25 protein-coding genes and 1 riboswitch are annotated in these 26452 nt (G+C 39.1%); of the genes, 17 read left to right on the top strand and 8 right to left on the bottom strand.

All coding sequences use genetic code 11. From position 1 onward, the window contains the following. Window positions 1-24 precede the first annotated feature (24 nt). From NGC85_RS00770 to NGC85_RS00780, 3 genes are all read left to right on the top strand, one after another. Window positions 25-312: a hypothetical protein gene (locus tag NGC85_RS00770; protein WP_254804533.1), complete on the top strand. Its 288-nt coding sequence runs from the start codon at window positions 25-27 to the stop codon at window positions 310-312. A gap of 34 nt (window positions 313-346) precedes the next feature. After that, window positions 347-487: riboswitch (yybP-ykoY riboswitch) on the top strand. An 83-nt stretch (window positions 488-570) separates the two neighbouring features. Next, entirely contained in the window at window positions 571-1149 is a 579-nt protein-coding gene (locus NGC85_RS00775) for a TMEM165/GDT1 family protein (RefSeq protein ID WP_004951316.1), read from the top strand. Window positions 1150-1286: 137 nt separating this feature from the next. Further along, window positions 1287-2033 carry an IS5 family transposase gene (locus tag NGC85_RS00780; RefSeq protein ID WP_254730381.1) on the top strand — a complete coding sequence of 249 codons (747 nt, stop codon included), beginning with the start codon at window positions 1287-1289 and terminating at the stop codon, window positions 2031-2033. Between the two features lie 14 nt (window positions 2034-2047). Here NGC85_RS00780 and NGC85_RS00785 read toward each other — a convergent pair whose 3' ends face one another. After that, on the bottom strand, window positions 2048-4177 hold the full coding sequence (locus NGC85_RS00785) for a TonB-dependent siderophore receptor (protein WP_254804534.1): 2130 nt from the start codon (window positions 4175-4177) through the stop codon (window positions 2048-2050). A gap of 222 nt (window positions 4178-4399) precedes the next feature. Here NGC85_RS00785 and NGC85_RS00790 point away from each other — a divergent pair, with 222 nt between their 5' ends. From NGC85_RS00790 to recJ, 6 genes are all read left to right on the top strand, one after another. Beyond that, the gene (locus NGC85_RS00790) at window positions 4400-5206 is read left to right on the top strand and encodes an MBL fold metallo-hydrolase (protein WP_254804535.1); all 807 of its coding nucleotides are present in this window, start codon (window positions 4400-4402) and stop codon (window positions 5204-5206) included. 126 nt (window positions 5207-5332) lie between these two features. Continuing rightward, window positions 5333-5698: a YkgJ family cysteine cluster protein gene (locus NGC85_RS00795; protein WP_254804536.1), complete on the top strand. Its 366-nt coding sequence runs from the start codon at window positions 5333-5335 to the stop codon at window positions 5696-5698. A 139-nt stretch (window positions 5699-5837) separates the two neighbouring features. Then, complete coding sequence (gene guaB, locus NGC85_RS00800; RefSeq protein WP_254804537.1) at window positions 5838-7304, top strand: IMP dehydrogenase; 1467 nt, start codon at window positions 5838-5840, stop codon at window positions 7302-7304. A 126-nt stretch (window positions 7305-7430) separates the two neighbouring features. Next, window positions 7431-8768: a phosphoglucosamine mutase gene (gene glmM, locus NGC85_RS00805; RefSeq protein ID WP_254804538.1), complete on the top strand. Its 1338-nt coding sequence runs from the start codon at window positions 7431-7433 to the stop codon at window positions 8766-8768. A 13-nt stretch (window positions 8769-8781) separates the two neighbouring features. After that, the gene (gene pdxH / locus NGC85_RS00810; RefSeq protein ID WP_254804539.1) at window positions 8782-9435 is read left to right on the top strand and encodes a pyridoxamine 5'-phosphate oxidase; all 654 of its coding nucleotides are present in this window, start codon (window positions 8782-8784) and stop codon (window positions 9433-9435) included. Next, window positions 9436-11136, top strand: a complete 1701-nt coding sequence (recJ, locus tag NGC85_RS00815; protein WP_254804540.1) for a single-stranded-DNA-specific exonuclease RecJ — start codon at window positions 9436-9438, stop codon at window positions 11134-11136. It abuts the gene before it with no gap. Between the two features lie 44 nt (window positions 11137-11180). Here the strand turns inward: recJ and NGC85_RS00820 are convergent, their stop codons facing one another. Next, the gene (locus NGC85_RS00820; RefSeq protein WP_254804541.1) at window positions 11181-11948 is read right to left on the bottom strand and encodes a putative porin; all 768 of its coding nucleotides are present in this window, start codon (window positions 11946-11948) and stop codon (window positions 11181-11183) included. 409 nt (window positions 11949-12357) lie between these two features. On the opposite strand from NGC85_RS00820, the gene prfB reads away from it, so the two are divergent. The 5 genes from prfB (at window position 12358) to NGC85_RS00845 (ending at window position 17152) form a co-directional block, all read left to right on the top strand. Then, window positions 12358-13453, top strand: a protein-coding gene (gene prfB, locus NGC85_RS00825; RefSeq protein WP_254804542.1) for a peptide chain release factor 2 whose coding sequence is annotated in 2 segments (ribosomal slippage) — window positions 12358-12429 and window positions 12431-13453 — 1095 coding nt in all. Because the reading frame shifts where the segments join, the coding sequence is not laid out codon by codon here. 151 nt (window positions 13454-13604) lie between these two features. Beyond that, complete coding sequence (locus NGC85_RS00830; RefSeq protein WP_005052470.1) at window positions 13605-13907, top strand: helix-turn-helix transcriptional regulator; 303 nt, start codon at window positions 13605-13607, stop codon at window positions 13905-13907. A gap of 45 nt (window positions 13908-13952) precedes the next feature. Then, window positions 13953-15017: an alkene reductase gene (locus NGC85_RS00835; RefSeq protein WP_254804543.1), complete on the top strand. Its 1065-nt coding sequence runs from the start codon at window positions 13953-13955 to the stop codon at window positions 15015-15017. Between the two features lie 108 nt (window positions 15018-15125). Continuing rightward, window positions 15126-16445, top strand: coding sequence for a 3-deoxy-D-manno-octulosonic acid transferase (locus NGC85_RS00840; RefSeq protein WP_254804544.1), 1320 nt, complete (start codon window positions 15126-15128; stop codon window positions 16443-16445). Then, on the top strand, window positions 16442-17152 hold the full coding sequence (locus tag NGC85_RS00845; protein ID WP_254804545.1) for a 16S rRNA (uracil(1498)-N(3))-methyltransferase: 711 nt from the start codon (window positions 16442-16444) through the stop codon (window positions 17150-17152). The genes NGC85_RS00840 and NGC85_RS00845 overlap by 4 nt, the downstream gene beginning before the upstream one ends. On the opposite strand, the gene NGC85_RS00850 is transcribed toward NGC85_RS00845, so the two are convergent. Together NGC85_RS00850 and NGC85_RS00855 are read right to left on the bottom strand one after the other, a co-directional pair. Beyond that, complete coding sequence (locus NGC85_RS00850) at window positions 17132-18121, bottom strand: mechanosensitive ion channel family protein (protein ID WP_005052459.1); 990 nt, start codon at window positions 18119-18121, stop codon at window positions 17132-17134. The two genes, NGC85_RS00845 and NGC85_RS00850, sit on opposite strands and share 21 nt — an antisense overlap. Window positions 18122-18240: 119 nt before the next feature. Beyond that, complete coding sequence (locus NGC85_RS00855; protein WP_254804546.1) at window positions 18241-18807, bottom strand: DUF805 domain-containing protein; 567 nt, start codon at window positions 18805-18807, stop codon at window positions 18241-18243. A 283-nt stretch (window positions 18808-19090) separates the two neighbouring features. Here NGC85_RS00855 and acs point away from each other — a divergent pair, with 283 nt between their 5' ends. Further along, window positions 19091-21034, top strand: coding sequence for an acetate--CoA ligase (acs, locus tag NGC85_RS00860; protein WP_254804547.1), 1944 nt, complete (start codon window positions 19091-19093; stop codon window positions 21032-21034). A 52-nt stretch (window positions 21035-21086) separates the two neighbouring features. Here acs and NGC85_RS00865 read toward each other — a convergent pair whose 3' ends face one another. Further along, complete coding sequence (locus NGC85_RS00865; protein ID WP_254804548.1) at window positions 21087-21629, bottom strand: cysteine hydrolase family protein; 543 nt, start codon at window positions 21627-21629, stop codon at window positions 21087-21089. Window positions 21630-21732: 103 nt separating this feature from the next. Between NGC85_RS00865 and NGC85_RS00870 the strand changes: the two genes are divergently transcribed. Further along, complete coding sequence (locus tag NGC85_RS00870; RefSeq protein WP_254804549.1) at window positions 21733-22146, top strand: Lrp/AsnC family transcriptional regulator; 414 nt, start codon at window positions 21733-21735, stop codon at window positions 22144-22146. A 74-nt stretch (window positions 22147-22220) separates the two neighbouring features. On the opposite strand, the gene sfnG is transcribed toward NGC85_RS00870, so the two are convergent. After that, window positions 22221-23327 carry a dimethylsulfone monooxygenase SfnG gene (gene sfnG / locus NGC85_RS00875; RefSeq protein ID WP_254804550.1) on the bottom strand — a complete coding sequence of 369 codons (1107 nt, stop codon included), beginning with the start codon at window positions 23325-23327 and terminating at the stop codon, window positions 22221-22223. A 26-nt stretch (window positions 23328-23353) separates the two neighbouring features. After that, window positions 23354-24094: an FMN reductase gene (gene msuE, locus NGC85_RS00880; protein ID WP_254804551.1), complete on the bottom strand. Its 741-nt coding sequence runs from the start codon at window positions 24092-24094 to the stop codon at window positions 23354-23356. A 352-nt stretch (window positions 24095-24446) separates the two neighbouring features. Here msuE and NGC85_RS00885 point away from each other — a divergent pair, with 352 nt between their 5' ends. Then, a complete protein-coding gene (locus NGC85_RS00885; protein WP_005052445.1) occupies window positions 24447-25097 on the top strand; it encodes a response regulator transcription factor in 651 nt (216 codons plus the stop codon). A gap of 122 nt (window positions 25098-25219) precedes the next feature. On the opposite strand, the gene omp33-36 is transcribed toward NGC85_RS00885, so the two are convergent. Beyond that, window positions 25220-26089 carry a porin Omp33-36 gene (gene omp33-36 / locus NGC85_RS00890; protein WP_254804552.1) on the bottom strand — a complete coding sequence of 290 codons (870 nt, stop codon included), beginning with the start codon at window positions 26087-26089 and terminating at the stop codon, window positions 25220-25222. Window positions 26090-26452: the final 363 nt, after the last annotated feature.

Consider the following 26452-nt stretch of genomic DNA (forward strand, 5'->3'; position numbering starts at 1 on the left):
AAACACTGAATTTGAGGTGGAGAAATGTTTGCGATTTATAGAGTCATGTTGCCATTATTGCTAGTAGTTTTTGTGCTCATGGGATTATGGGTGAGTTTTCTGCATTTTCCATCGGAATGGGTGCTTTATGTTGTGATGGGAATCGAACTATTACTTGCAACTGTTTTGATGGCAATGGAATATCAGGCACAAAATTTAAGTACGAGCAGTGGTTGGGATAGTTTTGGCTTTTTAGGTTTGAGCTTTTATTTAGCTCTACTATTAGGTCTGGTTCGATTGTTAATGTGGAGTTACCAAAAATTTTGGACTTAAAGATTCAAAAAAATAAAGTTCTTTGATAGAATAAAGACACTTCATTGGGGAGTAGCCGCTCTTTACGCAAAGTAAAGAGGTGATGATCAACATAATTGTTCAACAGAACATGGTCATCATAGCAAAGAACCAAGAACAGCTATTTTGCTGTGCTTTTGTTGGCAAGACCTTTGATTTACCACTCTGCATCAATTTAATTGATTTTGGCTAGCAGGAGGGGTAGGTCATCGGTATATATTGCTAGCCAGAGCATTCACTATGTATGAATTTCTCATCTCTACTTCAATCGTCGCCCTTGCTGAAATGGGTGATAAGACACAATTACTCGCTTTATTGTTAGCAGCACGTTTCCGAAAACCTGTTCCAATCCTCATCGCAATTTTATTAGCAACCACGATTAATCACGGTATTTCTGCTGTTTTTGGTCAATGGATTACTACAGTTCTCAGTCCTGAAATTTTGATTTGGATACTAGCACTTGGTTTTATCGGGATGGCGATCTGGATGTTGATCCCTGATGAACTTGGTGATGAAACAGAAAGCATCAATAAATGGCAGAGATTTGGTGTATTTGGCGCGACCTTTATTCTATTTTTCTTGGCCGAAATCGGTGATAAAACCCAAATTGCAACGGTTGCCTTAGCTGCACGTTTTGACAGTGTATTCTGGGTCATGTGTGGTACTACCGTCGGGATGATGCTTGCCAACGCTCCAGCAGTATTTATTGGTAATAAGTTGGCTGATAAATTACCAATCTCTTTAATCCATAAAATCGGTGCAGCGATTTTCTTGGTGGTAGGTATTTCAACTTTAGTTCAGCATTATTATTTTGCTTAATCTTATTCAAAAATGCACCTGTTGTTGAGCAGGTGCATGTTTTATGTCGAGAGAAAATTAGGGTCTGTTGACATTTGCTGTGCAAAAAAATAGCGAGAAAGTAAAATTCAATCGCCAAACCAAATTTACTCCTCGCTATGACTCGTACAATGCTGAATGATCAACACTGGTTAAAGCTGAAATCTATTGTCCACAATTTGGGGATCTACCTCAAACATAATCTTCGAAATTTTATTGAAGCCATTCTCTATAGAATTAGAACAGGTTGTCCTTGGCGAGATTTACCTGAATCTTTTGGTAAGTCCAACACCATATTTAAACGATTCACCAGGTGGTCTAAAGATAATAAGCTACTAAAAATATTTAAATTATTATCAAAACATGCTGATCTAGAATGGGTGTTTATTGATGCTAGCCATATTCGAGCACATCAACATGCTACAGGACTCAAGGATCAAGCTATTTCAAGAAGCATCGGTGGAAACAGTACTAAAATCCATTTAGCTGTGGATTCAAATGGGAACCCAATCCAATTTCTCATTCATGATGGCACCACCCATGATGTGAGTGTTGCACCTGCATTAGTCGATAGCATTGATTTAAAAGATACCGATGTGCTTTGTGCAGATAAAGGATATGACTCAGAATTATTGAGAGAGCAGATAGAAAAAACAGCGACTAAAGCAAATATTCCAAAGAAATCCAATACACGATCGAACAATGATTATATGGACTGGCACTTATATAAAATCAGGCACTTAGTGGAGAATACCTTTGCTAGACTCAAGCAATTTAGGGGAATTGCAACACGTTATGACAAGCTAAAGCGGAACTACGAAAATTCAGTTGCTTTAGCCTGTATATTTATTTGGCTACCGCTATGAAATGTCAACACACCCTAATAATTAAACTTCACTGTAAAATTAATTTGGCGTGGATTGCCTAAAGTAATTAAGTTCTCGTTGAGCGCACCAGCATAATAATCTATATCAAACATATTGCGTATTGCCAGCTGTGCACCCCAATGTTCAGTATCGTAACCAGCTTCAGTATCAAACAAAGTGTAGCTTGGAATATCGACTGTTAAACCGTTGACACTTTTTTTGCTTTCACCTCGAACGCCAGCGCCTACATACCAACCTAAATTTGAATTGGGTTCAAAACGATAGCGTGTAGATAAGCTATAACTATGTTCTGGAACATTATCTATAGTTAAACCAATATTCTCAGCTTGAGTATCTTTGCTAATTTCTGCATCAGGCGTATAGGTATAAGCCGCGGTAATTTTGAGTTGATCAAATAAATACGCTGCAAGCTCTGTTTCTATACCACGTGTCAGTTGTTCGCCACGTTGTACTTTAAAACTCGTATTGATTGGATCAGTTACGGAAACATTTTGGCGACGTAAATCAAACCAAGCGATACTGCCTTGAATGCGTTGGTCTAGGCTTTGTAGTTTTAAACCCACCTCAATTTGTTTGCCTTTTTCAGGTTTAAATGCATTGTCATAAAAATCCGTACCACTTACAGGGAGGAATGAGGTTGCATAACTGACATAAGGTGCTGCGATTTCATTGATGCTATAAAGCAATGAGGCATTACCTGTAAATGCATTCTCAGATTGGGTTGTTTCGCTATTTTTAACTAGATTTTGATTGGTTGTTTCCGTCCAATCATGTCGCCCAGCGAGATTCAAAACCAGTTGATCATTCAGTTGAATTCGATCACGTAAATATAACCCTGTATATCTGAGGCGGTTGATATCATGGTTGGTCGGCGTTTCTGGGCAAGTTACCTTGGTATTGTATTCAGGTTGATAGAGATTCAAATTACCCACTGTACAACGATTATTGATGTAATCGCTTTTTTCTTGCATGGCATCAATTCCCACCGTGAATTCATGTGAGGTGCTACCAAAATTAAAAGTTTTTTGTAATTGATTATCGATAGAAAAATTTAAGTTATCGACATCTTGATAACGCCCTTGTCGTTGGATTGTGGTGTAATCAATTTTACCTTCTTTGTTTTTTGCCCAAAAGCTTTTACCTGTTGCTGCAAATACAGCAGGTCCAAGCATTTCCGTTTTTTGCACTGCAAAGTTTTGTTTAAATTGCCAATCATTATCAAAGCGATGTACAAAATTAAAACCTACACGATAGACATCGGCTTCATAAGCACCATGCGATGGTTCACTAATCAATAGTTTGGAATTCAACGCACCATTTGGATTATTCAATAAAGTACCTAAGACTGGTAAACCTTGTTGTCGTAAATATTCGCGATGTTGGAAGCTGGCTATTACAGATAAATCGGTTTTATCGCCAAAATCAAAATTATAAGAAGGTGAGATATAGTAGTTTTTAAAATAAACAAAGTCGGTCGGATCATTTTGATCAGAGATGCGACCATTTAAGCGAAAAGCACCTTTATCACTTTCATTCGGACTGTAATTGATATCGAATGTTGCTTGCTTGAGTTGATGTGAGCCGTAGGTAAAAGCGCTACGATAAAAGCTCTCAGCTTGAGGACGTTTGGTAACCATATTTACCATACCACCTGGTTGCACTAAACCAAAATTAACCGATGCAGGTCCTTTTAAAACTTGAACTTGATCCATGCCTGAAATTTCAGTAGCAACAAAGGTACTTTGACCTTGGCGTAACCCATCAATAAAAACCTGATCAGATGAGGTTTGCCCACGAATAATAAAATCATCCCAACCCCGTCTTCCAAGTTGCCCTGAGACGACCCCTGCAACGCCATTTAGTGCATCAGCCAAGTTTTGAGCTTGTTTTTGTTGTAATTGTTCTTGAGTAATCACCGTAACAGATTGCGCTGTCTTAAATAAGGGTGCACTTGATTTCAAAGTGGATGTTGCTTGTGTCGCCACATAATCATTGTTTTTATCTTGTTGAGCCTTGATGGAAATGGTTGGGAGGGTATTACTTTGATCTTCCGTTGCATACGCAGCGTTTGTCATATAACTCAAAATGAAGACTGTAAGTAACGTTGGGCGAGTGAACAACATAGAAAAATTCCAAAAAGGAGGAGATCAAGACAAAGCAAGATGTTAATGAGAATGGTTATTATTTTAATCGATACGTTATCTAAAACCAAGCAATAAAACTAAAAACGATTACTTGATAAATTATGATAAATATCCAAGATATGATTGAAACCAAAGCTGAATCCCATTATTTTATTATGGAATTAAAATAATTCATATTTAAAGATTTTTTATGGGGTTGCTATGAGCTTGGAACGAACAACATCACAAATATTATTTGATAATGGTACGCATAAATGTATAAGTTTTACCAGTTTAGTGAAAGGTGAGGGAATACAAGCCAATCAGTTTTTAATCATTGATCATGATCGTGCTGCTGTTTTAGATCCAGGTGGTGATTTAACTTATGTACCGCTCACGATGGAACTTAATCGTTATACCAAATTGAAAAACTTAGATTATGTGATGGCATCGCATCAGGATCCCGACATTATTACCTCAATGCCGCGTTGGTTGGTGTACACCGATGCAAAGGTTGTTGCATCAAAATTATGGGCGCGCTTCCTCCCACATCTCAATTCCGCTTTTATGAGTGATCGAATGAAAGGTAATTGGGAAGAACGTTTGATCGAACTGCCAGATACAGGTCAAGTTATTCCTTTGGGTGAATCGACAATTATTGCTGTTCCTGCGCATTTCTTACATTCAGTCGGAAATTTTCAGTTTTATGACCCAACTGCAAAGATTCTTTTCTCAGGTGATATGGGCGCATCAATTGTTGAAGATGCTAGTCTGCCGATTATCGACTTTGAAGCGCATATTAAAAAAATGAAAGGCTTTCACCAACGCTATATGTGTTCCAACAAAGTGATTCGATTATGGGTCAATATGGTACGACAAATGGATTTAGAAATGATTGTTCCACAGCATGGTACAGCTTTTGTCGGTAAGGCAATGATTGATCAATTCTTGGACTGGATCGAAAATTTAGAGTGTGGTGTAGACATTATGAACCAATATGTTTTTAGCATGCCGACAGAAATGAGTTAACTGATTAGGTGTATTAAAATGACTGATTCATCCATAAATTAAAAAGAATAAGCTCTTGTTTTCATAAATGACTTTTCTTAGGATTCAAGTAACAAAAATGAATTTGATAACGAGAATTTTAAGAAAATGTTGTCTCAAGTTGCAAGCTCAGATGCATGTGTCAGTTGTGGCGCATGCTGTGCGAATTATCGAGTTTCCTTTTATTGGGCTGAGGCGGAGCTTATGCCAGAAAACATGGTAGAACCCCTGACTTCGGTTTATTCATGTATGAAAGGAACGAATCAACCTCAAGTAAAATGTATTGCGTTACAAGGCGAGGTAGGGCAGCAGGTGAGTTGCTCGATTTATGCTTCACGGAGTTCAACGTGCAAAGAGGTGCAAATTGCAGATGATCATTGTAATAAAGCACGTATTGCACATCATTTGATTCCCTTAATCCAACTTGAGCCGCAACATTCTGAAAATAATGAGAATTACGATCAAGTTTGTTAATACAGTCATTTTTTTAGCTAAAAATTAGATGCCTTGAAGGATGCTAAGCGCAGTTTATTGAATTATTTTCTTCATAGAAAATGAAAATCACATCGAAATTTGTTTATAATAGCTCACGGAAATTACCAGTGAGATTGTTATGCTGACCATCGTTCAAGAAGCCTTGACCTTCGATGATGTCTTATTACTTCCTGCCTACTCTACTGTTCTCCCAAAAGATGTCTCCTTAAAGACACGTTTAACTCGCGGAATTCAACTTAATATTCCTCTCGTTTCTGCTGCAATGGATACGGTGACTGAGTCTCGTATGGCGATTGCGATGGCGCAAAACGGTGGTATTGGTATTTTGCATAAAAATATGGATATTGCAGCACAAGCAGCTGAAGTACGCCGTGTGAAAAAATTTGAAGCTGGTATGGTGAAAGATCCCATTACAGTGACGCCTGAAACCACGGTTCGTGAGCTCATTGCGATTACCCAAGCGAATAATATTAGTGGCGTACCTGTTGTCAAAGATGGCAAAGTCGTGGGTATCGTCACAGGTCGTGATACACGCTTTGAAACCAATCTTGAGCAGCCTGTAAGTAACATCATGACGGCTCAAGACCGTTTGGTGACTGTGCGTGAAGGTGAGTCGAAAGAAAATATTCAAGCGTTGCTACAAAAGCATCGTATTGAAAAAGTTTTAGTTGTTGGTGAAAACAACGAACTTAAAGGCTTAATTACGGTAACTGACTTCCGTAAAGCTGAAAGCTACCCAAATAGCTGTAAAGATGATCTAGGTCGTTTACGTGTAGGTGCAGCAGTTGGTACAGGTGCTGAGACACCAAGCCGCGTAGAAGCATTGGTCGATGCAGGTGTAGATGCGATTGTGGTCGATACTGCACATGGTCATTCTGCTGGCGTGATTGAACGCGTACGTTGGGTAAAAGCCAATTATCCACAAGTTCAAGTGATTGGTGGCAACATTGCAACAGGTGATGCGGCATTGGCATTGCTTGATGCAGGTGCAGATGCGGTAAAAGTGGGTATCGGACCAGGCTCAATTTGTACGACACGTATCGTAGCTGGTATTGGTATGCCACAAATTTCTGCCATCGATAGCGTTGCAAACGCATTGAAAGATCAAATTCCTTTGATTGCGGATGGTGGTATTCGTTTCTCTGGTGATATGGCGAAAGCGATTGGCGCAGGCGCAAGCACGATCATGGTAGGTTCACTCCTTGCTGGTACTGAAGAAGCACCAGGCGAAGTTGAATTTTTCCAAGGTCGTTACTACAAAGCATACCGTGGTATGGGTTCATTGGGTGCAATGGCAGGTGCGACGGGTTCTGCTGACCGTTATTTCCAAGACTCAAAAGCAAGTGCTGAAAAGTTAGTACCAGAAGGCATCGAAGGTCGTGTTCCTTATAAAGGTCCAATGGGTAACATCGTACATCAAATGATGGGCGGTTTACGTTCATCTATGGGTTATACAGGTTCTGCTGCGATTGAAGATCTTCGTCAAAATGCGAAATTTGTAAAAATTACTTCAGCAGGTATGTCTGAATCACATGTTCATGACGTAACGATTACTAAAGAAGCGCCTAACTATCGTGTTGGTTGATTTTTGGTAATTTTGCCGATAGAAAAACCGTCAGTCCACTGACGGTTTTTTTGTTTTGGTGTAAAGTGAATCATATGAAAAATGATATGGCTTAAAGTCATATAAAGATAAGAAAGTGAGTAAATAATGAGCTATTTTGGAACTGATGGAATTCGTGGCAAATTTGGACAAATGCCAATTACACCTGAATTTGCATTAAAACTAGGTTTCGCAGCTGGCAAAGTTCTAAAAAGAAACAGTCCGAAAAATAAACCGATTGTGGTATTGGGGAAAGACACTCGTTTATCAGGTTATATTTTAGAAGCTGCTTTACAAGCAGGTCTAAATGCGGCTGGTGTTTATGTTCATTTATTAGGTCCGTTACCTACACCTGCGATTGCACATTTAACACGTGCTTTGCATGCGCATGCTGGAATTGTAATTTCCGCTTCACATAATCCTTATTTCGATAATGGTATTAAATTCTTTTCAAGTGAAGGAAAAAAACTACCAGATTATTTGCAAGATCAAATTAATCAAGAGCTTGAACAAGATTTGGTCATTGAGGACACCGCAAATTTAGGTAAGAGTGTCCGCGTGAAAGACGCGAATGGTCGTTATATTGAATTCTGTAAATCTACATTCCCATATCACTTTGACTTACGTAATTTAAAAATCGTGGTGGATTGTGCCAATGGTGCTGCATATAGCGTGGGACCATCAGTCTTCCGTGAGTTAGGTGCGAAAGTCATCCCATTATTTAACGAGCCAGATGGTTTAAATATCAATGAAAACTGTGGGTCAACTCATCCAGAGTTTTTACAAAAAGCTGTGATTGAGCATCAGGCTGATCTTGGTATTGCTTTTGATGGCGATGCGGATCGGGTAGTGATGGTCGACAAGCATGGTCAGTTGATCGATGGCGATCACATTCTTTATATTCTTGCGACTCAGGCGAATCAAAAACCTACAGGGGTTGTGGGAACCGTCATGAGTAATATGGCACTAGAGTTGGCTCTGGAAAAGGCGAATGTTGGTTTTGTCCGTGCTAAAGTTGGCGATCGCTATGTATTACAAGCACTTGAAGAAAACCATTGGTCTATTGGTGGCGAGCCGTCTGGGCATATTCTCACTTTAGATAAAAGCACGACGGGCGATGCTATTATTGCGGCTCTACAAGTCCTAACCGTGATGGTCGAGCAAGGTAAAGCCTTACATGAATTAGTAGATGGTTTTGTGTTATTCCCACAAGTATTGGTGAATGTCCGTTTACAACAAATGATTGATCCATACTCAATTCCTTCTTTGGTTGACGAGTTTGAAAAAGCAGAACAACAGTTGAAAGGTCGCGGACGCTTATTAATTCGTAAATCAGGCACAGAACCAGTGATTCGTGTAATGGTGGAAGGGGATGACTTACCAGAAGTTGAAGCATTAGCAAACCGATTGGCTGATGCCGTGCGTTCGCAAGCTCAAGTTGCTTAGGTGAGGATGAATCATGAGTGATGTCATTAAAGACCTCAGTGAATTACGTTTGAGTTATGAACAAGGTGAATTACACGAGGCGCAGGTCAGTGATAATCCACATCTACAATTTTTAAATTGGTTTAATCATGCGCTTGCTGCAAATCTGCATGAACCTTATGCGATGTCTTTAGCTACTGCTAATACACAAGGTCGTCCGCATGTGCGTACGGTTTTACTACGGGGTGCGACAGAAGCTGGATATGATTTTTATACCAATTATGACAGCCAGAAGGGATTAGATTTACTTCAAAATCCTGTTGCAGAGTTGCTGTTTTACTGGCCAAGCTTAGAGCGTCAGGTACGTATTGGCGGTCAGGTCGTCAAAATATCCAAACAAGAGTCGACGGATTATTATCATAAACGTCCGCGCGATAGTCAGATTGCGGCACATATTAGCACCCCGCAAAGTGGTGTGATTGAGAGTCGTGAGCTATTGCAACAACGCTTTCAAAATTTGCAAGATCAAGCGCAGGCTGATGAATTAGACAAGCCTGAGTTTTGGGGTGGCTACCGTCTTGAAGCAGATTATTACGAGTTTTGGCAAGGGCGACCAAACCGTTTACATGATCGCTTGAGTTATGAAAAACAAAATGGACTTTGGTCTATACAACGTTTGATGCCATAAATGACGCAGATACAAATTAAAAAAAAACCATTGCTTACACGCCCTGAACAGTTTCAGGGCGTGCCTACATTTATTGCAGAAATCTTAGCAAGGCGAGGAGTTCAGTCAGAGCAAGAATTGGAGTTAAAGCTTAAAAATTTATTAGCACCAAACTTGAAAGGAATAGATGCCGCTGTTGAGTTGATTGATCAAGCAATTGATCAGCAAAAACAAATCGTGATTATCGGTGATTATGATGCAGATGGAGCTACCAGTACTGCACTGATGATATTAGTCCTAAAAGAAATAGGTGCACGGGTCGAGTATTTAGTTCCTGATCGTTTTAAATATGGATATGGATTAACTCCTGCAATTGCTGATTTGGCAAAACAAACCTATCAGCCTGATCTTTTAATTACAGTCGATAATGGAATTTCTAGCCATGCAGGGGTCGAAACGGCTCATACTTTAGGTATGCAAGTCATTATTACTGATCATCATTTAACGACAAAATCTACACCCGCTGCTGAAGCTGTGGTGAATCCAAACCAACTGGGTTGTGACTTTCCGAGTAAGGCTTTAGCAGGAGTTGGTGTTGCCTTTTATGTGTTAGCAAAACTCGCTAGTTATCGGAGTCAGCAAGCTAAAAGCACGTGTAAAGTGACGCAATATTTAGATTTAGTCGCTTTAGGAACCTATGCCGATGTTGCAACTTTGGACTATAACAATCGTATTCTGATTGATACGGGTTTAAAACGAATTCAGCAATATCAATGTCGTGCAGGAATCCTCGCATTATTAGATATTGCGAAACGTGATGCAGCAACGCTTCGAGCACAAGACTTAGGGTTTGTGATTGGTCCTAGAATTAATGCAGCTGGACGTATGGAAAGCATGCGTATAGGTATCGAGTGTTTGCTTGCTTCAGATTTAGAAACAGCGTACCCCATTGCGCAGCAACTCAATCAGTTGAATATTGAGCGCCGTCAGGTTGAAACGGAGATGAAGCAGCAAGCAATGAGTGCTTTGCAGCATATTCACTTAGAAACAGAGCAATTACCTGCTGCACTGGTGATGTTTGATCAGCAATGGCATCAAGGTGTGATTGGTATTGTGGCTGGTCGTTTAAAAGAACAGTTCCATCGTCCTAGTTTAGTTTTTGCACCTGATGAAGATGGTATACATATTAAGGGTTCGGCACGTTCAATTGAGGGCATTCATATCCGCGACATGATTGAGCAAGTTGCTGAGCAGTATCCGCATTTAGTCAGCCATTTTGGTGGACATGCCGCAGCAGCAGGTTTGACGCTCAGAAAAGAACATTTTGATACATTTAAATCTGTTTTTATCGAAGTAATAGCACAAATGGATGAGGATTTATTTCAGCCGATCTTATGGACGGATGGTGAGCTTGTTGCCGCTGATTTGAATTTAAATACGTTAGACTGGATTGAGCAACTTGGTCCGTGGGGGCAAAAATTTCCACTTCCTCAGTTTGAAGGTCGCTTCCAAATAATTGATTATCGATGGCTTAAAGACCAACATTTAAAACTTAAGCTTTCATCAGGAAATCATTCGATCGATGCGATTGCCTTTAATGCAATAGATCGTTTTGAATTTAACCCAATGTTAGCTTATGTTGATTTAGTGTATACCCTAGAGCGTAATGTCTTTAATGGAAATACCAGTTTACAACTACAAGTAGCTCATTTAACGCAATAAAAAATCCGCTCAGAAGGGCGGATTTTTTTTATTTCTGGTGGAAATTAGAAGCGGTAAGCACCACGGATACCGTAGGTATTATAGTCATCACCTAAACCAACACGACCTTCTAAGCTCACTTGTTGATTAAGGAATTTCTTCGCAGAAATACCCCATTCATCACGTTTTGTTAAATCGTTGTTGTAATAGTCCGCACCAACACTTAGGGTTTTATCAAGATAGTAATCACCTTTTACTCGGTATTCATCAAGATCACCGAAAGCACCATAAGCTTCTAAGTTGATGTCATTACCACCCACTTGAGTTACATACTTAGCACGAACTGTTGGATCTGCTCCATCTTTACCATCTTTCTCGTCGTAACCTTTCACACCAAGTGCAAGTAATAAACCAGGTGCTGGTAAATAACCGACTTCTGCACCATAAGTTGTTACTTTTTGATCAACAAAAGAGTTGTCTACTTCGAACTCGTTACGACCAATATTACCACTTAAGTAAAAATCACTATTCGGCACGAAGTATTCTACCCCTACGCCATATTGTGAATCTTTTACGCCATTGTTATTTGCGTAATTAACTTTTGCATTTACATTACTAGCACGGTTTAAAAATGCTGCTTCAGCAAGTGGTGCATTACGTGTTTGAACTGGGTTGAAATAATATTTACCATCTACACCAAAACTATGAGTTCCATCGAAATCATCCCAATCAGTATAAGTATATGAACCACCTACTTCAGCTTGATAAGCATGAGCAGTTCCTGTTACTGCAAGTGCAGATAAAAGTGCTGATGCAATTGCTAATTTTTTCATGGTTATGCCCCTTTTGAGATAATGAACCAAATGAATATTGATTACATGTTTTGTTACAACTCTCAGTCTAGTTAAAATATTGTGGTCGTCAATCACAGGAAAGTAATCGGACTGTACGAATGTAATCAACTTGTAAAATATAAATTATATCTATTTGATAAATAAAATTTATTTATAAATGTTTTGATTTATTAAAACATAGGATAGATTGTGTGTTCTGGTATCTTTATGTAATTTATGGACACTTTTGTCGCTAAATGTGTCATTACAAAATTAAAATTTTAATAAGAAATACTGATCATTTGAGAGTTTTTTCATTAGTAAATCTATTGGAAAACAGAAGACTGTGTCACTTAAAACACTTATGTTAAAATAACAAATTGAGTGAAAAAATTGAGAGAAAGTAGGCGTGGAAATTAATCCGTATTTAGTCCAATTAAAAGACTTATCTGATCGTAGTCAAACACTACGGGGGTATCTTTGACTACGATCTAAAGGCAGAGCGTTTAGAAGAAGTTTTAAGAGAACTCGAAGATCCTGCAATTTGGAATGATCAAAGTCGTGCTCAAGTCATCGCTAAAGAAAAAGGCAGTTTAGAAAATACATTGGGTGTATTTGATCGTCTGGCTGAACAGCTCGATGATGCAAAAGCCATGCTGGATTTAGCTGTTGAAGCAGATGATGAAAGTTTGCTTGAAGATGTTCAAGCTGAGTTAGATAGTGCTGAAGAAGCGCTTGGGAATCTTGAATTCCGCCGTATGTTTAGCAATCCAATGGACCCGAATCCTTGCTTCCTTGAGATCCAATCTGGTTCTGGTGGTACAGAAGCGCAAGATTGGGCGTCAATGTTGTTACGTATGTATTTACGTTGGATTGAACGTCATGGCTTCAAAGGCGAATTGATGGAAGTCTCTGACGGTGATGTTGCTGGTATTAAATCTGCGACGATCCGTGTTGATGGTGAGTTTGCTTATGGTTGGTTACGTACCGAAAGTGGTGTGCATCGTCTAGTTCGTAAGTCGCCGTTTGATAGTAATAACAACCGTCACACATCATTTTCAGCCGTGTTTATCTCTCCAGAGATTGATGACAATATTGAAATTGATATTAATCCATCAGATGTTCGTACCGATACTTATCGCGCATCAGGTGCAGGTGGTCAGCATATTAACAAAACAGATTCGGCAGTGCGTTTAACGCATGCACCTACAGGTATTGTAGTCGCGTGTCAGAACCAACGTTCACAACATGCCAACCGTGACCATGCATGGAAGCAATTACGTGCCAAACTCTATGAGTTGGAGATGAGTAAACGTAATGAAGCTGCACAAGCGCTTGAAGATTCGAAGTCAGATATTGGTTGGGGAAGTCAGATTCGCTCTTATGTATTAGATGATTCTCGTATCAAAGATTTGCGTACAGGTGTTGAAAATTCAAACACTAAAGCAGTCTTAGATGGTGATTTAGATCGGTTCATTGAAGCAAGTTTGAAACAAGGTCTATAACGTTAAAACGGCATTTTCGTTCAGCAATTTTTAGTTAATCGGAAAAATATGATATTAATATCGGAAAAAATAGATATTAATATTTATTAAATTCGATATACTGATTTTAGGTGCTGAACGAAGTTTTGCCTGTTGAAAATGTGGTGAGTCTATGGATATTGATGTTATAAGCAAAGCCTTAGCCAATCCATTACGTCGAGAAATTTTGCAATGGTTAAAACAACCAGAGCAATTTTTACCGGTACAGGAATGTGGTGGCAGTTTTGAACGAGGCGTATGTGCAGGTCACATTGAACGCTTAGGAAAAGTTGCACAATCGACAATGTCAAACCATCTGTCTGTCTTACAGCAAGCGGGTTTGATCAAGGTTGAAAAATATGGGCAATGGTCATATTTTACCCGTAACGAAGCTTTGATTCAGCAATACATCGAACATTTAAAAAAATCACTTTAAAAAGAGTTTTTTCAAAACTCATTAAAAAGTGAAGTTGAGGCGATCATGGCTGAATTAAATTCTACGTTACAAGTAGGTGATTTTACGATTAAAAATCGTTTGGTTTTAGCACCTTTAACCCGCGCGCGTAGCGGCGCGGAGCGTATTCCAAACGATTTAATGGTGGAATATTATCAGCAACGTGCCAATGCTGGTCTGATTATTACTGAAGCTACAGTGATCAGCCCCAAAGCGGCAGGTTATGCGAATACGCCAGGCTTATGGTCACAAGAACAAGCTCAGGCATGGAATAAAATCGTCAAGGCGGTGCATGCGCAAGGCTCAAAAATTGTGGTTCAATTGTGGCATGTAGGTCGTATTTCACATCCTGATCTTTTAGATGGTGATATACCTGTGGCTCCAAGTGCTATTCAACCCGCAGGTGAAGTCAGCTTACTTCGTCCGAAGCGTCCGTTTGTAAAGCCTCGTGCTTTATCCCATAAAGAAATTCAAGAAATCGTAGCACAATATAAAAATGCGGCGGAACAAGCAAAAGCAGCTGGTTTTGATGGCGTTGAACTTCACGCGGCGAATGGTTATTTAATCGATCAATTCTTGCAAAGTAAAACCAATATTCGTGCTGATGAATATGGTGGTTCGATTGAAAATCGCGCGCGTTTATTATTGCAAGTGGTCGATGCATTTATCGAAGTGTGGGGCGCAGGTCGCGTTGGTGTACATTTAGCGCCACGTGCTGATTCTCATGATATGGGTGATGACAATCCATTAGCGACCTTTGGTTATGTGGTTGAACAGCTTGATCAACGTAACATTGCTTTTATTTTCACACGTGAATATGCAGCAGAAGATAGCTTACAGCCAAAACTACGTCCGAAATTTAAAGGGGCGTGGATTGCCAATGAGAAATTAACTCCCGATTCTGCAAAAACGATTTTAGAGAAAAAACAAGCGGATGCAGTCTCATTTGGTTTAGCTTATATCGCAAACCCTGACCTACTAGAACGTTTAGAACATGATTTACCTTTAAATCAGGTAAATTTTCAAACTTTATATGCTGATGGTGCAGAGGGATATACGGATTACCCTGTATTTGAAAAGTTAGAAGCATAATCAATATTTAACATTCAGAATCACTCATGCGATTTACTAAAATGGCATGAGTTTTTTTTTGAAATTGCGCATAATGAGCTTAAATTGAATTTTGAAATATGGTCTAGGATGGCGCAAAGCAACGCAGTACGACAAACGCCCTTTTGGTATAACTTTTTACTGAAATGTATCAAGCCTTTATACCGTTGGAAAATTAAACAACGGGCTGAAAGTGAAGCGCTATTTCAACAAGAATGTCTAGAACGTTTTGGACCGTTTCAAGCGCCTAAAAATTTAAATACAATTTGGTTTCATGTGGTCTCGGTCGGAGAAACCAATGCTGCGCAGCCTCTAATCGAACATTATTTAAAATTAGGGCATCCTGTTTTAGTGACCAATACTACCAAGACAGGTCAAGCACGTGCAAAGTCGTTATTTCTAAAAGAACCATATTTGAATTTATTTCAGGCTGTGTATTTGCCTGTTGATCAAAAACCTTTACTCAAGCAATTTTTTGATCTTTATCAGCCTAAGCTTCTTGCGCTTGTTGAAACTGAAATTTGGCCCAATTTAATAGCAGAGGCCAAGCAGCAACAAATTCCATGTATCTTATTGAATGCTCGTCTTTCAGAAAAATCCGCCAAAGGTTATGGCAAAGTTCGCCGCTTAACCCAGTCCATGTTACAGCAACTCACATGGTTATTGGCGCAAGATGTCGCAACGCAACAGCGTTATATTGATTTAGGTCTTGATCCAAACAGAAGTATGGTGGTAGGTAATATTAAATTTGATATTACGGCACCGATCTCTTTCATCGAACAAGCACAACAATTAAAACAAGATTGGAAATTAGCAGATCGGCAGGTCATCGTACTTGCAAGTACACATGCGCCGGAAGAAGAAAGTTTACTGAAACAATTACAGTCAAATTTAAATTCAAACCCAAAGCTACTGTGTATCGTTGTGCCACGCCATCCTGAACGTTTTGATGAGGTCTATAAAGTCTGCCAAAATTTAAATTTAAATACACAACGCCGCAGCCTTAAACAGTCGATTCAAGTCGATACACAGGTTTTTCTTGCAGATAGTATGGGGGAGATGTGGTTGTGGTATGCGCTTAGTCAAGCTTGTTTTGTCGGTGGTTCACTCAATGAACCAGGAGGGGGGCACAATATTTTAGAGCCGATGGTTTTAGATGTGCCAACTGTCATTGGTCCACGTTATTTTAATTTTCAAAGTATTGTAGTCGAGTTCGTGTCTGAGAAAGGAATACTTGTGGGTGAAAATGCTGAGCAGGTAGTGCAGCAACTTTTAAGCTGCTTAGATGATCTAAGCCAGAGTCAGCAATTGATTAGACAAGCGGAATTGGTTCTACAACGGAATAAAGGCTCACTACAAAAGCATATTCAATTGATTGATCATTATTTAGAACAAAAAATTTTATCATGAATATTGTTTTACTTGAATCTGATCCAAATATTGCATTGGACGTATGGTCAATTGAGGATGCTCGTCAAATTCAACATTTAAAACAACATCTTCAATTAAATGTTGGTGATACTTTAAAAGTTGGTATTCGTCATGGTCAGCGTTATCTGACAGAAGTTTTAAGTATTTCAGAGCAACAAATCAAGCTTAAACCCATTCAGACTGAAACTGTGCCTGAAAAGTTACCTGTGCATTTAATTTTAGCGTTGCCTCGTCCAAAAGTATTGCGTCGTATGATCATGGACGCAGTGACGCTTGGCGTGGAGCAGATCAGTTTAATACATAGTTATCGCGTAGATAAAAGCTATTGGCAAAGTCCATTTTTACAACAGCTTGAGAGTTATGTGACGCTTGGTTTAGAGCAAGCAGGCGATACTATTCCACCCAAAATTCAACTGTATAAGCGTTTTAAGCCTTTTGTAGAAGATGTTTTGCCGACTTTGATTACTAACGAAAAACCCGCTTATGTTGCGCATCCTTATGCTGAGCTAAAGATGCCATCTGCGATACAAAATGGATGTAATTTAGTGGTGGGACCAGAAGGTGGTTTTATTCCTTATGAGATTGAGTTACTCAAAAAAAATGGCTGCCAAGCAATGAGCTTAGGCAACCGAATTTTAAGAACAGAAACAGCCCTATCGCATATTTTAGGTCGATTGTTTGTCTGAAGTCTTTATTGCAGTAGGAAGTTGAGCAATAGGAGTAGACTGCATTTTAAGCTCTTGGATTGGGTAGGGAATATTAATTTCTTGAGCGTTAAATGCTTGCTTCACTTGAGCTTGAATTGAACTGGTGGAAGATAAAATATCAGTCTCTGTGGTGTTGATCCACCAACGTACTGTTAGATTAACTGAGAAATCAGCTAAAGCTGTGACATTGACTGAGAAAGCTGGTTGACTTAATACATTACGATCATTATTTAAAATATCTAAGACAATTTGCTTGGCTTTTTGCTCATCATCATCATATCCAATACCGACAATGAATTCACAGCGGCGTTGTTGGTAAGCTGTGTTAACCGTAATTGGACTGGTATAAACAGTTGCATTAGGAATGACGATACGACGACCATCATATGAGCGTAAGAATGTTGCACGAATTTGAATATCTTCCACAACACCTTCCATACCATTGACAATAATGGCATCGCCAATACGGAATGGTTCACCCAATAAAATGAGTACACCTGAAAGTAAGTTTTGAAAAATATCTTTGAATGCAAAACCAATGGCAACTGAACCAATTCCCAATGCACCGATTAATTGACTAGGGGTAAAACCTGGAATCGCAATAACTAATGCGATTAGGAAGCCAAAAAATAAAATAAAAGTACCACCGACACGATGGAGCACTAAAACTAAGTTTTGTCTTGTATAAGAACGATTACTCAATGTTTTATTGACAAAAACTTTAAATAATTTAGTAAGTAACCAGAAGATTACAAAGACAATAAGAGCTAGACCAATATAGGGAAGACGATCCCAGAAAGCATTCACCATTTTATCAATTGCAGTATATGCGTCTTGGTATTTCTCTGTATGGGTAATCACCGTTTGCGTTGTTTTTGCACCCGCTTGATGAATAAGCTCACCAGTATCTTTCGCTATATTCGTTAACGTTGTCTGTTCGTCTGCCACAGGAAAATCTCTATTTCGCAAAGTAATGTATTGTGAGGAACGCAATCATAATAAATTTATGATGATTGCGCATGCTAAATTCAGTAACGACATATCCTCTATCTATAGAGCATAGAACATTAAAAATATTCTGTCGTGTTTTGAATAATTTGAGTTGGTGTGTCCCAAAATTCAGGGCTTGCAAAATAATACGCAAAAATAAACATACCAAATATCATGAATAAACTGAGCATGATCATGATCCATGCGATGATTTTTTCCCATGTGCTTGAAGGGCGGATATCACCATAATCATTACGATGAGGTGTACCTGGTGCAAGTAAGACATATAAAGTAAAAAAGATTTGAATGAATGGAACCAGCAGTAGCAAACTGAGCCATCCTGTTTTATTTAAGTCATGTAAACGACGAATTAGAAATACAATTTGAAAATAAAAAGCAGCAAACCATATTGCAAGCATGCCGAAACCAGCAATCCCTGAAAATGTCGAAAAAAATGGCTCATGCACATTTACATTATTGACACTAAAACTGCCAGCAAGCGTAATGATCAGCATAAAAGCCAGCATACAACTGAGACTGAGCAGACCATACCAACCCAAATAACTCAGTCGATTAAAACGACCTTGAGTAGATAAAGGATGATCTTTGCGTGGTGTTTGGGAGGCAGTTTCGGGATTAAACATAATTTTTCCTGTTGTTCTGTTTATTAAATCTTTTAAGCTTTACAGATTGATCAAAATATTCACTTATTTTAAAAACAAAAAGCATAGACAAGCTGTTAAATTTTAAATTATTTTGAGTAAATTTTTGAAATTTATCTTGGTTGTAAAATCATAACAGTCCTACGACCAAAGCCGCATTGTTTGCTCTTGTAAATGGTGACAATACTGCAAGAGAAAACAAAACATACCAATCAATTAGATGTGTATATCTAGGGTATGAAATAAAAAACCAAGGAAGTGAGCTATGAAAGAAATCTACCCAGTGCCTGAGAAATTTAAACAAACGGCAAGAATCTCGGAAGCAGACTATTTCAAACGTTACCAGCATTCGATTGAACAGCCCGAAGCATTTTGGGCGGAAGAAGCGAAAAAGGTTGATTGGATTAAACCTTTTACTCAAGTGAAAAATACCAGTTTTCAACCAGACAACTTTAAAATTGAATGGTTTGCTGATGGCGAATTAAATGTCTCGGCAAATTGTTTGGATCGTCATTTAAAAACCAATCCGCTTAAACCTGCGATTATTTGGGAAGGTGACCATCCTTCAAGACATAAAATTATTTCATTTGCTGAATTACATGATGAGGTCTGCCGTTTTGCCAATGTGCTGAAAAAACAAGGGATAGGCAAGGGTGATCGCGTTATTTTATACATGCCAATGGTGCCAGAAGCTGCAATTGCGATGTTAGCTTGTGCCCGTATTGGTGCAGTGCATTGTGTGGTTTTTGGTGGTTTTTCACCTGATTCACTGGCGAGTCGTATTGAGGATAGTCAGGCGAAATTAGTGATTACAGCCGATGCAGGTATGCGTGGTGGCAAGCTGATCGCACTGAAAGAAAATGTTGATGCTGCTTTAGAAATTGACGGCACGAGTAGCGTTGAAAATGTAATTGTGGTGCATCGTACAGGTAACCCAATTCAATTCAATGCAGAACGCGATGTTTGGTATCACCTTGCGATTATGGAAGTGGATGAGCATTGTCCACCAGAGCCAATGAAAGCAGAAGATCCGCTATTCATCCTCTATACCTCAGGTTCTACTGGTAAACCAAAGGGGGTATTACATACCACTGGTGGTTATCTCGTATACGTCAACACAACATTTAGAGAAGTCTTCGATCTCAAAGAAGATGATGTGTATTGGTGTACCGCAGATGTAGGATGGATCACAGGGCATAGCTATTTGTTATATGGTCCACTCAGCAATGCAACAACGACTGTTATGTTTGAGGGGATTCCACAATACCCAACATGGGCGCGTATTGGTCATGTGATTGATAAGCATAACATCACCATTTTATATACCGCGCCTACCGCAATTCGTGCCATGATGCGTGAAGGCGATGCCTATGTCCGTGAAAGTGATCGTAGTAGCTTACGTTTACTTGGTTCAGTTGGTGAGCCAATCAATCCTGAAGCATGGAACTGGTATCACGAAGTGGTGGGTGAAGGTCGTTGCCCAATTGTGGATACGTGGTGGCAAACTGAAACTGGTGGTATTTTAATTTCTCCATTACCTGGAGCAACAGCACTCAAACCAGGTTCGGCAACACGTCCGTTCTTTGGCGTTCAACCTGCTTTAGTGGATGGTGAAGGCAATGAACTTGAAGGTGCGACTGAAGGTAATTTGGTGATTAAAGACTCTTGGCCGGGTCAAATGCGCACAATTTGGGGTGATCCAGAACGTTTTATTGAGGCATATTTTTCAACCTTTAAAAATTGTTATTTCACCGGTGATGGTGCACGTCGCGATGCGGATGGCTATTATTGGATTACTGGACGTGTCGATGATGTGCTCAACGTTTCAGGACATCGTTTAGGTACAGCAGAAATCGAAAGTGCTTTAGTTGCACACGAAGCAGTCGCGGAAGCCGCTGTTGTGGGCATGCCACATGACATTAAAGGGCAAGGTATTTGTACCTTTGTAACGCTGCAAGCCGATGTCGCTGAATCTGAAGCACTGAGAAAGGAATTAGTCGATTGGGTACGTAAAGTACTTGGTCCTGTGGCAACGCCAGATGCCTTGCACTGGGCACCTGCTTTACCTAAAACACGCTCAGGTAAAATCATGCGTCGTATCTTGAGAAAGATAGCAGCAAATGAATTGGATAGTTTAGGTGATACTTCTACGTTGGCTGAGCCAGCAGTGGTTGAACATTTAATTGCAACGGTTTATCCAAACAGATAATGCTAAAAATCTAAAAGAGCGCTTCATGTAGCGCTCTTTTTATGGAAACAGCTTAATGGCGGTCTAAGTAGTCAGCGGTGTTTTGCACTGTAGAGAAAAAGCCAAGAGCAGACAAAAATGCGGTTTGAACATCGGCTGCTTTAACAATTTTGCCATCATGTTCAAGATCACGAGTTGCAGTCGCATCGGCAATTACAATCGGTTGATAGCCAAGCTCTTTGGCTGCGCGCGTACTTGAATCGATACAGACATGGGTCATCATGCCTGTAATCACCAGTTGCTCAACTTGATGCTGTTTTAATATTTCTTGAAGTTTGGTTTCTAAAAAACTATTTGGAAAATGTTTTTCAACAATTATCGACGAGTCTTTCACTTGAAGCTGCGGATGTAATACAACACCCACTGTATTTTCCTGAAAGAAACTGGCAGAGGCAGGGTTTATGTGTTGAATGTAAATAATGGGTAAATTGTTTTGAATAAAATGATCTTCTAATAGATTGGTTTGCGCTAGAGCAAGGTCTGGATTGACCAATTCCATTTTGCCATTTTTAAAATAATCATTTTGAACATCAATAATCAGTAAGGCTTGTTTCATGGTTGTGTTTCCAAAGTGGGGATTAAACAAGCATAGGGAGTAGAGCAAAAATCAGATATAGTCAGATGAAAGCATTGTTGCCTGTTTTCTTTCGTAATGAAAAATGAATATTGAACTTGATCCGATTGATTTAAAAATTATTGAAATACTCAAACAAGACTCACGTCTAAGCCACAAAGAAATTGGACAAAGCGTACATCGTACAGGGCAGGCGGTTGGTGCACGTATTAACCAATTAATCGATGCGGGCATTATTAAAAATTACACTATTGCCATGCGATATGAACATAAACAATTCATTCAATTATTTTTAAATGAACAACAAGCATTCATTGAAATTGAGCGGCTGGTTAAACAATATGAACAGATAGATGAATGTTTTAAGACTTTAGGAAATGGTTGTTACATGATCGTCAGTCATTTTAATCCACCCCAATTGAATGCGTTTATTGAGAAGTTGTCACAGTGGTGTCGTTATTCGGTTGAAACGGTCATCCGAGAAATTGAATTGACTTAAAATAAAATCACTCAAGCCGAGTCATGAGGGAAAGATTCAATCGTTTTTATTTTTCTTCTTATTCAATGCCAAGGTTATGCCGATTTAGCCTCCAGTTGAATTTCCTGCTGTTGTTCTAACTGACGAACCAACGGTAATACTTTTGCTCCAAAATATTCAACTTCTTCAATGAAATGTAGGAAGCCTGACAGAATGAGGTCAACTCCGACATTTTTCAACGCCACAATTCGTTCAGCGATTTGTTGCGGAGTACCGATCAAATTGGTTTTAAAACCATCGTTATATTGTACTAAATCGTCGAATGTTGATTTTGCCCAGTTACCTTCTTTTTCTGGAGCGGCTGCACCTGCCTCACGAGTAGCATCACCGAAGGCATTCACCGCTTCAACATTGGCGTGTGCAATGATGTCATTTAACACGGCTTTAGCTTCTTCCTCTGTATCACGGGCGATAATAAAGGCATTTACGCCAACCTTGACTTGTCGATTGGCTTGTTTGGCTTTACTTCGGACATCATCCACTTGTTTTTTGATTTCTTCGACACTGTTGCCATTGGTAAAATACCAATCAGATACACGTGCTGCCATATCACGTGCAGCACGTGAACTACCGCCTTGGAATACTTCTATATACGGTTTTTGCACAGGTTTAGGCTTGAGGGTGTAATTCTGAAATTGGTAATATTTTCCATCGAAACTATAATTATCAGTACTCCAAATTCCCTTTAAAGTGCGAATAAACTCTTCTGATCTTACATAGCGTTCATCGTGTTCAGGCCAAGGTTCACCAATCGCATCAAACTCACCACGAAACCAGCCGCTGACCACATTGATTGCCACACGCCCTTGAGTGAGATAATCAATGGTTGCCAGTTGTTTTGCTGCAATTACAGGCTTCCAAGGTCCTGGTAATATGGCTGCAATCACTTTGAGTTTCTCAGTTTTTGCCAGTAAAGCATGACTAAAACTGACTGATTCATGTTGATTGTCTGCACCATAGCCTGCGGTAAAGCGGATTTGTGTAAGCGCATATTCAAAGCCACTTTTTTCAGCTGCTTGGGCTAAACGCACGTTATATTCGTAGCTCCAATCGGTGCGTTGTTCAATCGTACTGACAACCAGACCACCACTAACATTGGGAACCCAATAAGCAAATTTAATTGCTGATTCTGCGATTATCATTTTTGTATCCTCTCTAAAGAGTTGATTTATGCGACATGGGTTAATTTTTTGCCTGACTTAGGGTGTAGGCGAGATTCAGCAGCATCTAGACTAGGAACGGCTGCTGAAGGTAATACCTCAGCTTGTTCAATTTGTTTATTAATACCCAAGTTCTGATTGGCTTGTTCAGTTTTAGTTTTGATCGCTGCTGCTCGTTGACCTTTGGCAGGTGCCCATTCCAAAATTGGTAATGCCCGAGCGACAGCTAAAGTCACTCGGTCTGACAATTGCTCGCTTTTTACCGTATATTCAGGCGTGAAGTCTCGATCAGTCGCATAAACACCAATGGGTAAGGTTTGTGCTTGGAAGAAGCTAAACAAGGGGCGTAATTGATGCTCCAGTACAAGGGCATGACGATCACTGCCACCTGAGGCAGCTAATAATACTGGTACGTCAACTAAAGCAGTTTGCTCAACGAAGTCAAAAAAGTGCTTGAATAAACCTGTAAATGAAGCTCGATACACAGGTGTACCAACAATAAGCGCATCTGCTGCTTCTACAGCAGCCAAATCATCCTGTACCCGTTGTGGTAATTGGTTACGGTAAATTGCCCCACCTAACAACGGTCCGATTTCACTAAGCTTTACAAAATGAACTTTAATATTGATTGCTTCTGAAAGCTCGTCAAGAATGGCTTGAACCAAACTTTCTGTTTTTGAAGGACTATTTAAGCCACCTGATACTGCAACAATATTAAGAGAAGTAGATGGGGTATTGTAATTGGACATAGCAACTGCCTAAAAAGATCATTTCGAATTGCTATTTATTTATCTACATGATGGTATGTACTGTAAAATAAGGAAATGCTGCAAGCTTATCTGTTTTATAGATATATCTAGAAACATAAAGTTAAGAAAAATTAAATCAATTTAATGCTCTGTTTCTAATGGTTATTTCTGTATAGTATTTCTTGATTGACCTAGGTTGTGTGATTTATATCAATATCTGATTTGTTTTCCAGTGATTTGAAATAAACAAGTTTTGATCTCAGACCAACAGTTTATTTCAAAATAGGCTAAGATAGATTAAATTTGAATAAACACCGTACAGTGACGTACTTGCAGACTGCGTAAAACGCTTATGAATATTTTAATTGTAGATGACCACCCTTTATTTAGACATGCTTTGATTCAAGCGGTTCGTTATAGCATTCCTCAAGCTCAGATTCAGGAAACTGCGGATGTTGATGAGTTCTATGAAAAGTTGGAACATGGTTCTGAACCTGATTTAGTTTTACTCGATTTAAATTTACCTGGTGCATCTGGTTTTTCTGCTTTGGTTTATGTACGAGCACAATATCCAGCAATACCGATCATCGTAGTTTCGGCGCATGAGGAAGTGTCGATTATTCAGCGAGCGATTGCACATGGTGCAATGGGATATATTCCGAAGTCATCTCACCCAAGTCATATTGGTGAAGCGATTAAACATGTTTTAGAAGGTGATATTTGGTTACCTCCGAATTTACCAACCCATTCTGGCTTTGATCCTAGAGCAGCAGATGAAACGGCATTAGCAGAGCGTTTGCAATCACTTACCCCACAGCAGTTTCGTGTTCTGATGATGGTCGCAGAAGGTTTATTGAACAAACAGATTGCTTATGAATTGGATGTATCTGAAGCCACGATCAAAGCACATGTAACGGCTATTTTCCGTAAGCTAGGTGTGCAAAATCGTACACAAGCTGTTTTAGCGATCAGTGCGTTAAATATTGAAGATAAGAAGATGTAATGTGTTGAAGCATGAAGTCAAAGTGCTGATTTTATCTAAAGCTAAATAATAAAAAACCAGTTCATCAGAACTGGTTTTTTATTATGAATTAAGTGTTCTAAGCTTAGAACCTGAATCCAATATTAGAAACGGAACTTCGCGTTTAAGCCTACAGTTTGCGTATCTAAGTCTGCATTTACAGCATTTGCATTTACGTAGCTTGCACCAACAGCAACAGCTGGAGTGATGAAGTAATTAACATTCGCGCCCCAAGCTGAGTCACTTGTATTTGTAAAACTAGATTCTGCGTAAGATGCACCAACGCTTAACTTAGGCGTTAGGTATACGTCAGTTTTTAATTCGAATGCAGTGTCATCGCCATAGACAAGACCAGCTTCGAAACCTACAGCCATGTTTGTACCGTCGATGTTACCAACGTATTTAGTACGTGCAGTAATCGCATCTTGGTCTTGACCAATAGTTTGTGATTCAGCTACAGTTTTTACGATACCACGTGAAAGTACGCTGTTTGCATCTAAAGCAACTTGGTCAGCGATGTTGGTATAACCAACTGCAACTAAGAAGTTAGGTGCAAGCATAGTACCTACTTCTAATGCAAAACGGTCACCATTGTCTTTCTTACCATCAGTTTTAGTTTGAGAGTGGCTGTATGCAGCACTTGTATAAACTGGTAGGTATGGTGTAGGTATATAAGCTTCACCTTTAGCACCAAGAGATTCGTTCTTTCGAGTTACGATTTCATCACCGCTTTCTTTTGCAAAGCTATATGCAACAGAAACGTTTGAAGCTTGGTTTAAGAAAGCAGCTTCAGCTAAAGGACCTTTAGAAGTGTCTACATTTTTGAAGAAATAACTTACTTGGCCAGCACCAGTAAAGTCTTTGTCATTTTTCGTAGTATCTAAAAATTCAGATTGACCTTGAATTTCTACTTGGTAAGCGTGAGCGCCGGTCATGGCTAATAATAAAGCAGTGGCTAAACCGAGTTTTTTCATAACAATTTCCAGCATTAACAGTAATGGGTAAAGTTGGAGTCATTGTATTGTAACAAAATATGAAGTCAATGTAATAAATCGAATCTCCCGACGAGTGAAAGCAAATACTAATTTTCAGATTAAAAAATATGCAATTGTATTTTTTGTTGTCAACCAAAATTTAAATTGATTTTTTACAATGAGATATCTTGATTTTTAATAGCTTTTAAATGATTTAAGAAGGAAAATATGTAGTGTTTAGCTATTGGATAAAGCGATTTATATGATCGTTTTTTTCATTTGATTGTGTCTTAATTTTGTCATATCGACTATGAATTATTGTGACATATTTCATTATTCATCCTAATTATAGGATGAGTATCA

This window comes from Acinetobacter sp. Z1 (genome assembly GCF_024296945.1).
GTDB lineage: Bacteria > Pseudomonadota > Gammaproteobacteria > Pseudomonadales > Moraxellaceae > Acinetobacter > Acinetobacter beijerinckii.

Coding starts and splice junctions, on each gene's coding strand:
- omp33-36 (WP_254804552.1), bottom strand. CDS start 26,089: ATGAAAAAACTCGGTTTAGCCACTGCTTTATTATTAGCCATGACCGGC.
- msuE (WP_254804551.1), bottom strand. CDS start 24,094: ATGTCCAATTACAATACCCCATCTACTTCTCTTAATATTGTTGCAGTA.
- NGC85_RS00795 (WP_254804536.1), top strand. CDS start 5,333: ATGTTGTCTCAAGTTGCAAGCTCAGATGCATGTGTCAGTTGTGGCGCA.
- NGC85_RS00820 (WP_254804541.1), bottom strand. CDS start 11,948: ATGAAAAAATTAGCAATTGCATCAGCACTTTTATCTGCACTTGCAGTA.
- NGC85_RS00770 (WP_254804533.1), top strand. CDS start 25: ATGTTTGCGATTTATAGAGTCATGTTGCCATTATTGCTAGTAGTTTTT.
- glmM (WP_254804538.1), top strand. CDS start 7,431: ATGAGCTATTTTGGAACTGATGGAATTCGTGGCAAATTTGGACAAATG.
- NGC85_RS00855 (WP_254804546.1), bottom strand. CDS start 18,807: ATGTTTAATCCCGAAACTGCCTCCCAAACACCACGCAAAGATCATCCT.
- NGC85_RS00835 (WP_254804543.1), top strand. CDS start 13,953: ATGGCTGAATTAAATTCTACGTTACAAGTAGGTGATTTTACGATTAAA.
- NGC85_RS00785 (WP_254804534.1), bottom strand. CDS start 4,177: ATGTTGTTCACTCGCCCAACGTTACTTACAGTCTTCATTTTGAGTTAT.
- NGC85_RS00885 (WP_005052445.1), top strand. CDS start 24,447: ATGAATATTTTAATTGTAGATGACCACCCTTTATTTAGACATGCTTTG.
- NGC85_RS00830 (WP_005052470.1), top strand. CDS start 13,605: ATGGATATTGATGTTATAAGCAAAGCCTTAGCCAATCCATTACGTCGA.
- guaB (WP_254804537.1), top strand. CDS start 5,838: ATGCTGACCATCGTTCAAGAAGCCTTGACCTTCGATGATGTCTTATTA.
- NGC85_RS00870 (WP_254804549.1), top strand. CDS start 21,733: ATGAATATTGAACTTGATCCGATTGATTTAAAAATTATTGAAATACTC.
- NGC85_RS00865 (WP_254804548.1), bottom strand. CDS start 21,629: ATGAAACAAGCCTTACTGATTATTGATGTTCAAAATGATTATTTTAAA.
- acs (WP_254804547.1), top strand. CDS start 19,091: ATGAAAGAAATCTACCCAGTGCCTGAGAAATTTAAACAAACGGCAAGA.
- NGC85_RS00775 (WP_004951316.1), top strand. CDS start 571: ATGTATGAATTTCTCATCTCTACTTCAATCGTCGCCCTTGCTGAAATG.
- NGC85_RS00790 (WP_254804535.1), top strand. CDS start 4,400: ATGAGCTTGGAACGAACAACATCACAAATATTATTTGATAATGGTACG.
- sfnG (WP_254804550.1), bottom strand. CDS start 23,327: ATGATAATCGCAGAATCAGCAATTAAATTTGCTTATTGGGTTCCCAAT.
- recJ (WP_254804540.1), top strand. CDS start 9,436: ATGACGCAGATACAAATTAAAAAAAAACCATTGCTTACACGCCCTGAA.
- NGC85_RS00780 (WP_254730381.1), top strand. CDS start 1,287: ATGACTCGTACAATGCTGAATGATCAACACTGGTTAAAGCTGAAATCT.
- NGC85_RS00840 (WP_254804544.1), top strand. CDS start 15,126: ATGGCGCAAAGCAACGCAGTACGACAAACGCCCTTTTGGTATAACTTT.
- NGC85_RS00845 (WP_254804545.1), top strand. CDS start 16,442: ATGAATATTGTTTTACTTGAATCTGATCCAAATATTGCATTGGACGTA.
- pdxH (WP_254804539.1), top strand. CDS start 8,782: ATGAGTGATGTCATTAAAGACCTCAGTGAATTACGTTTGAGTTATGAA.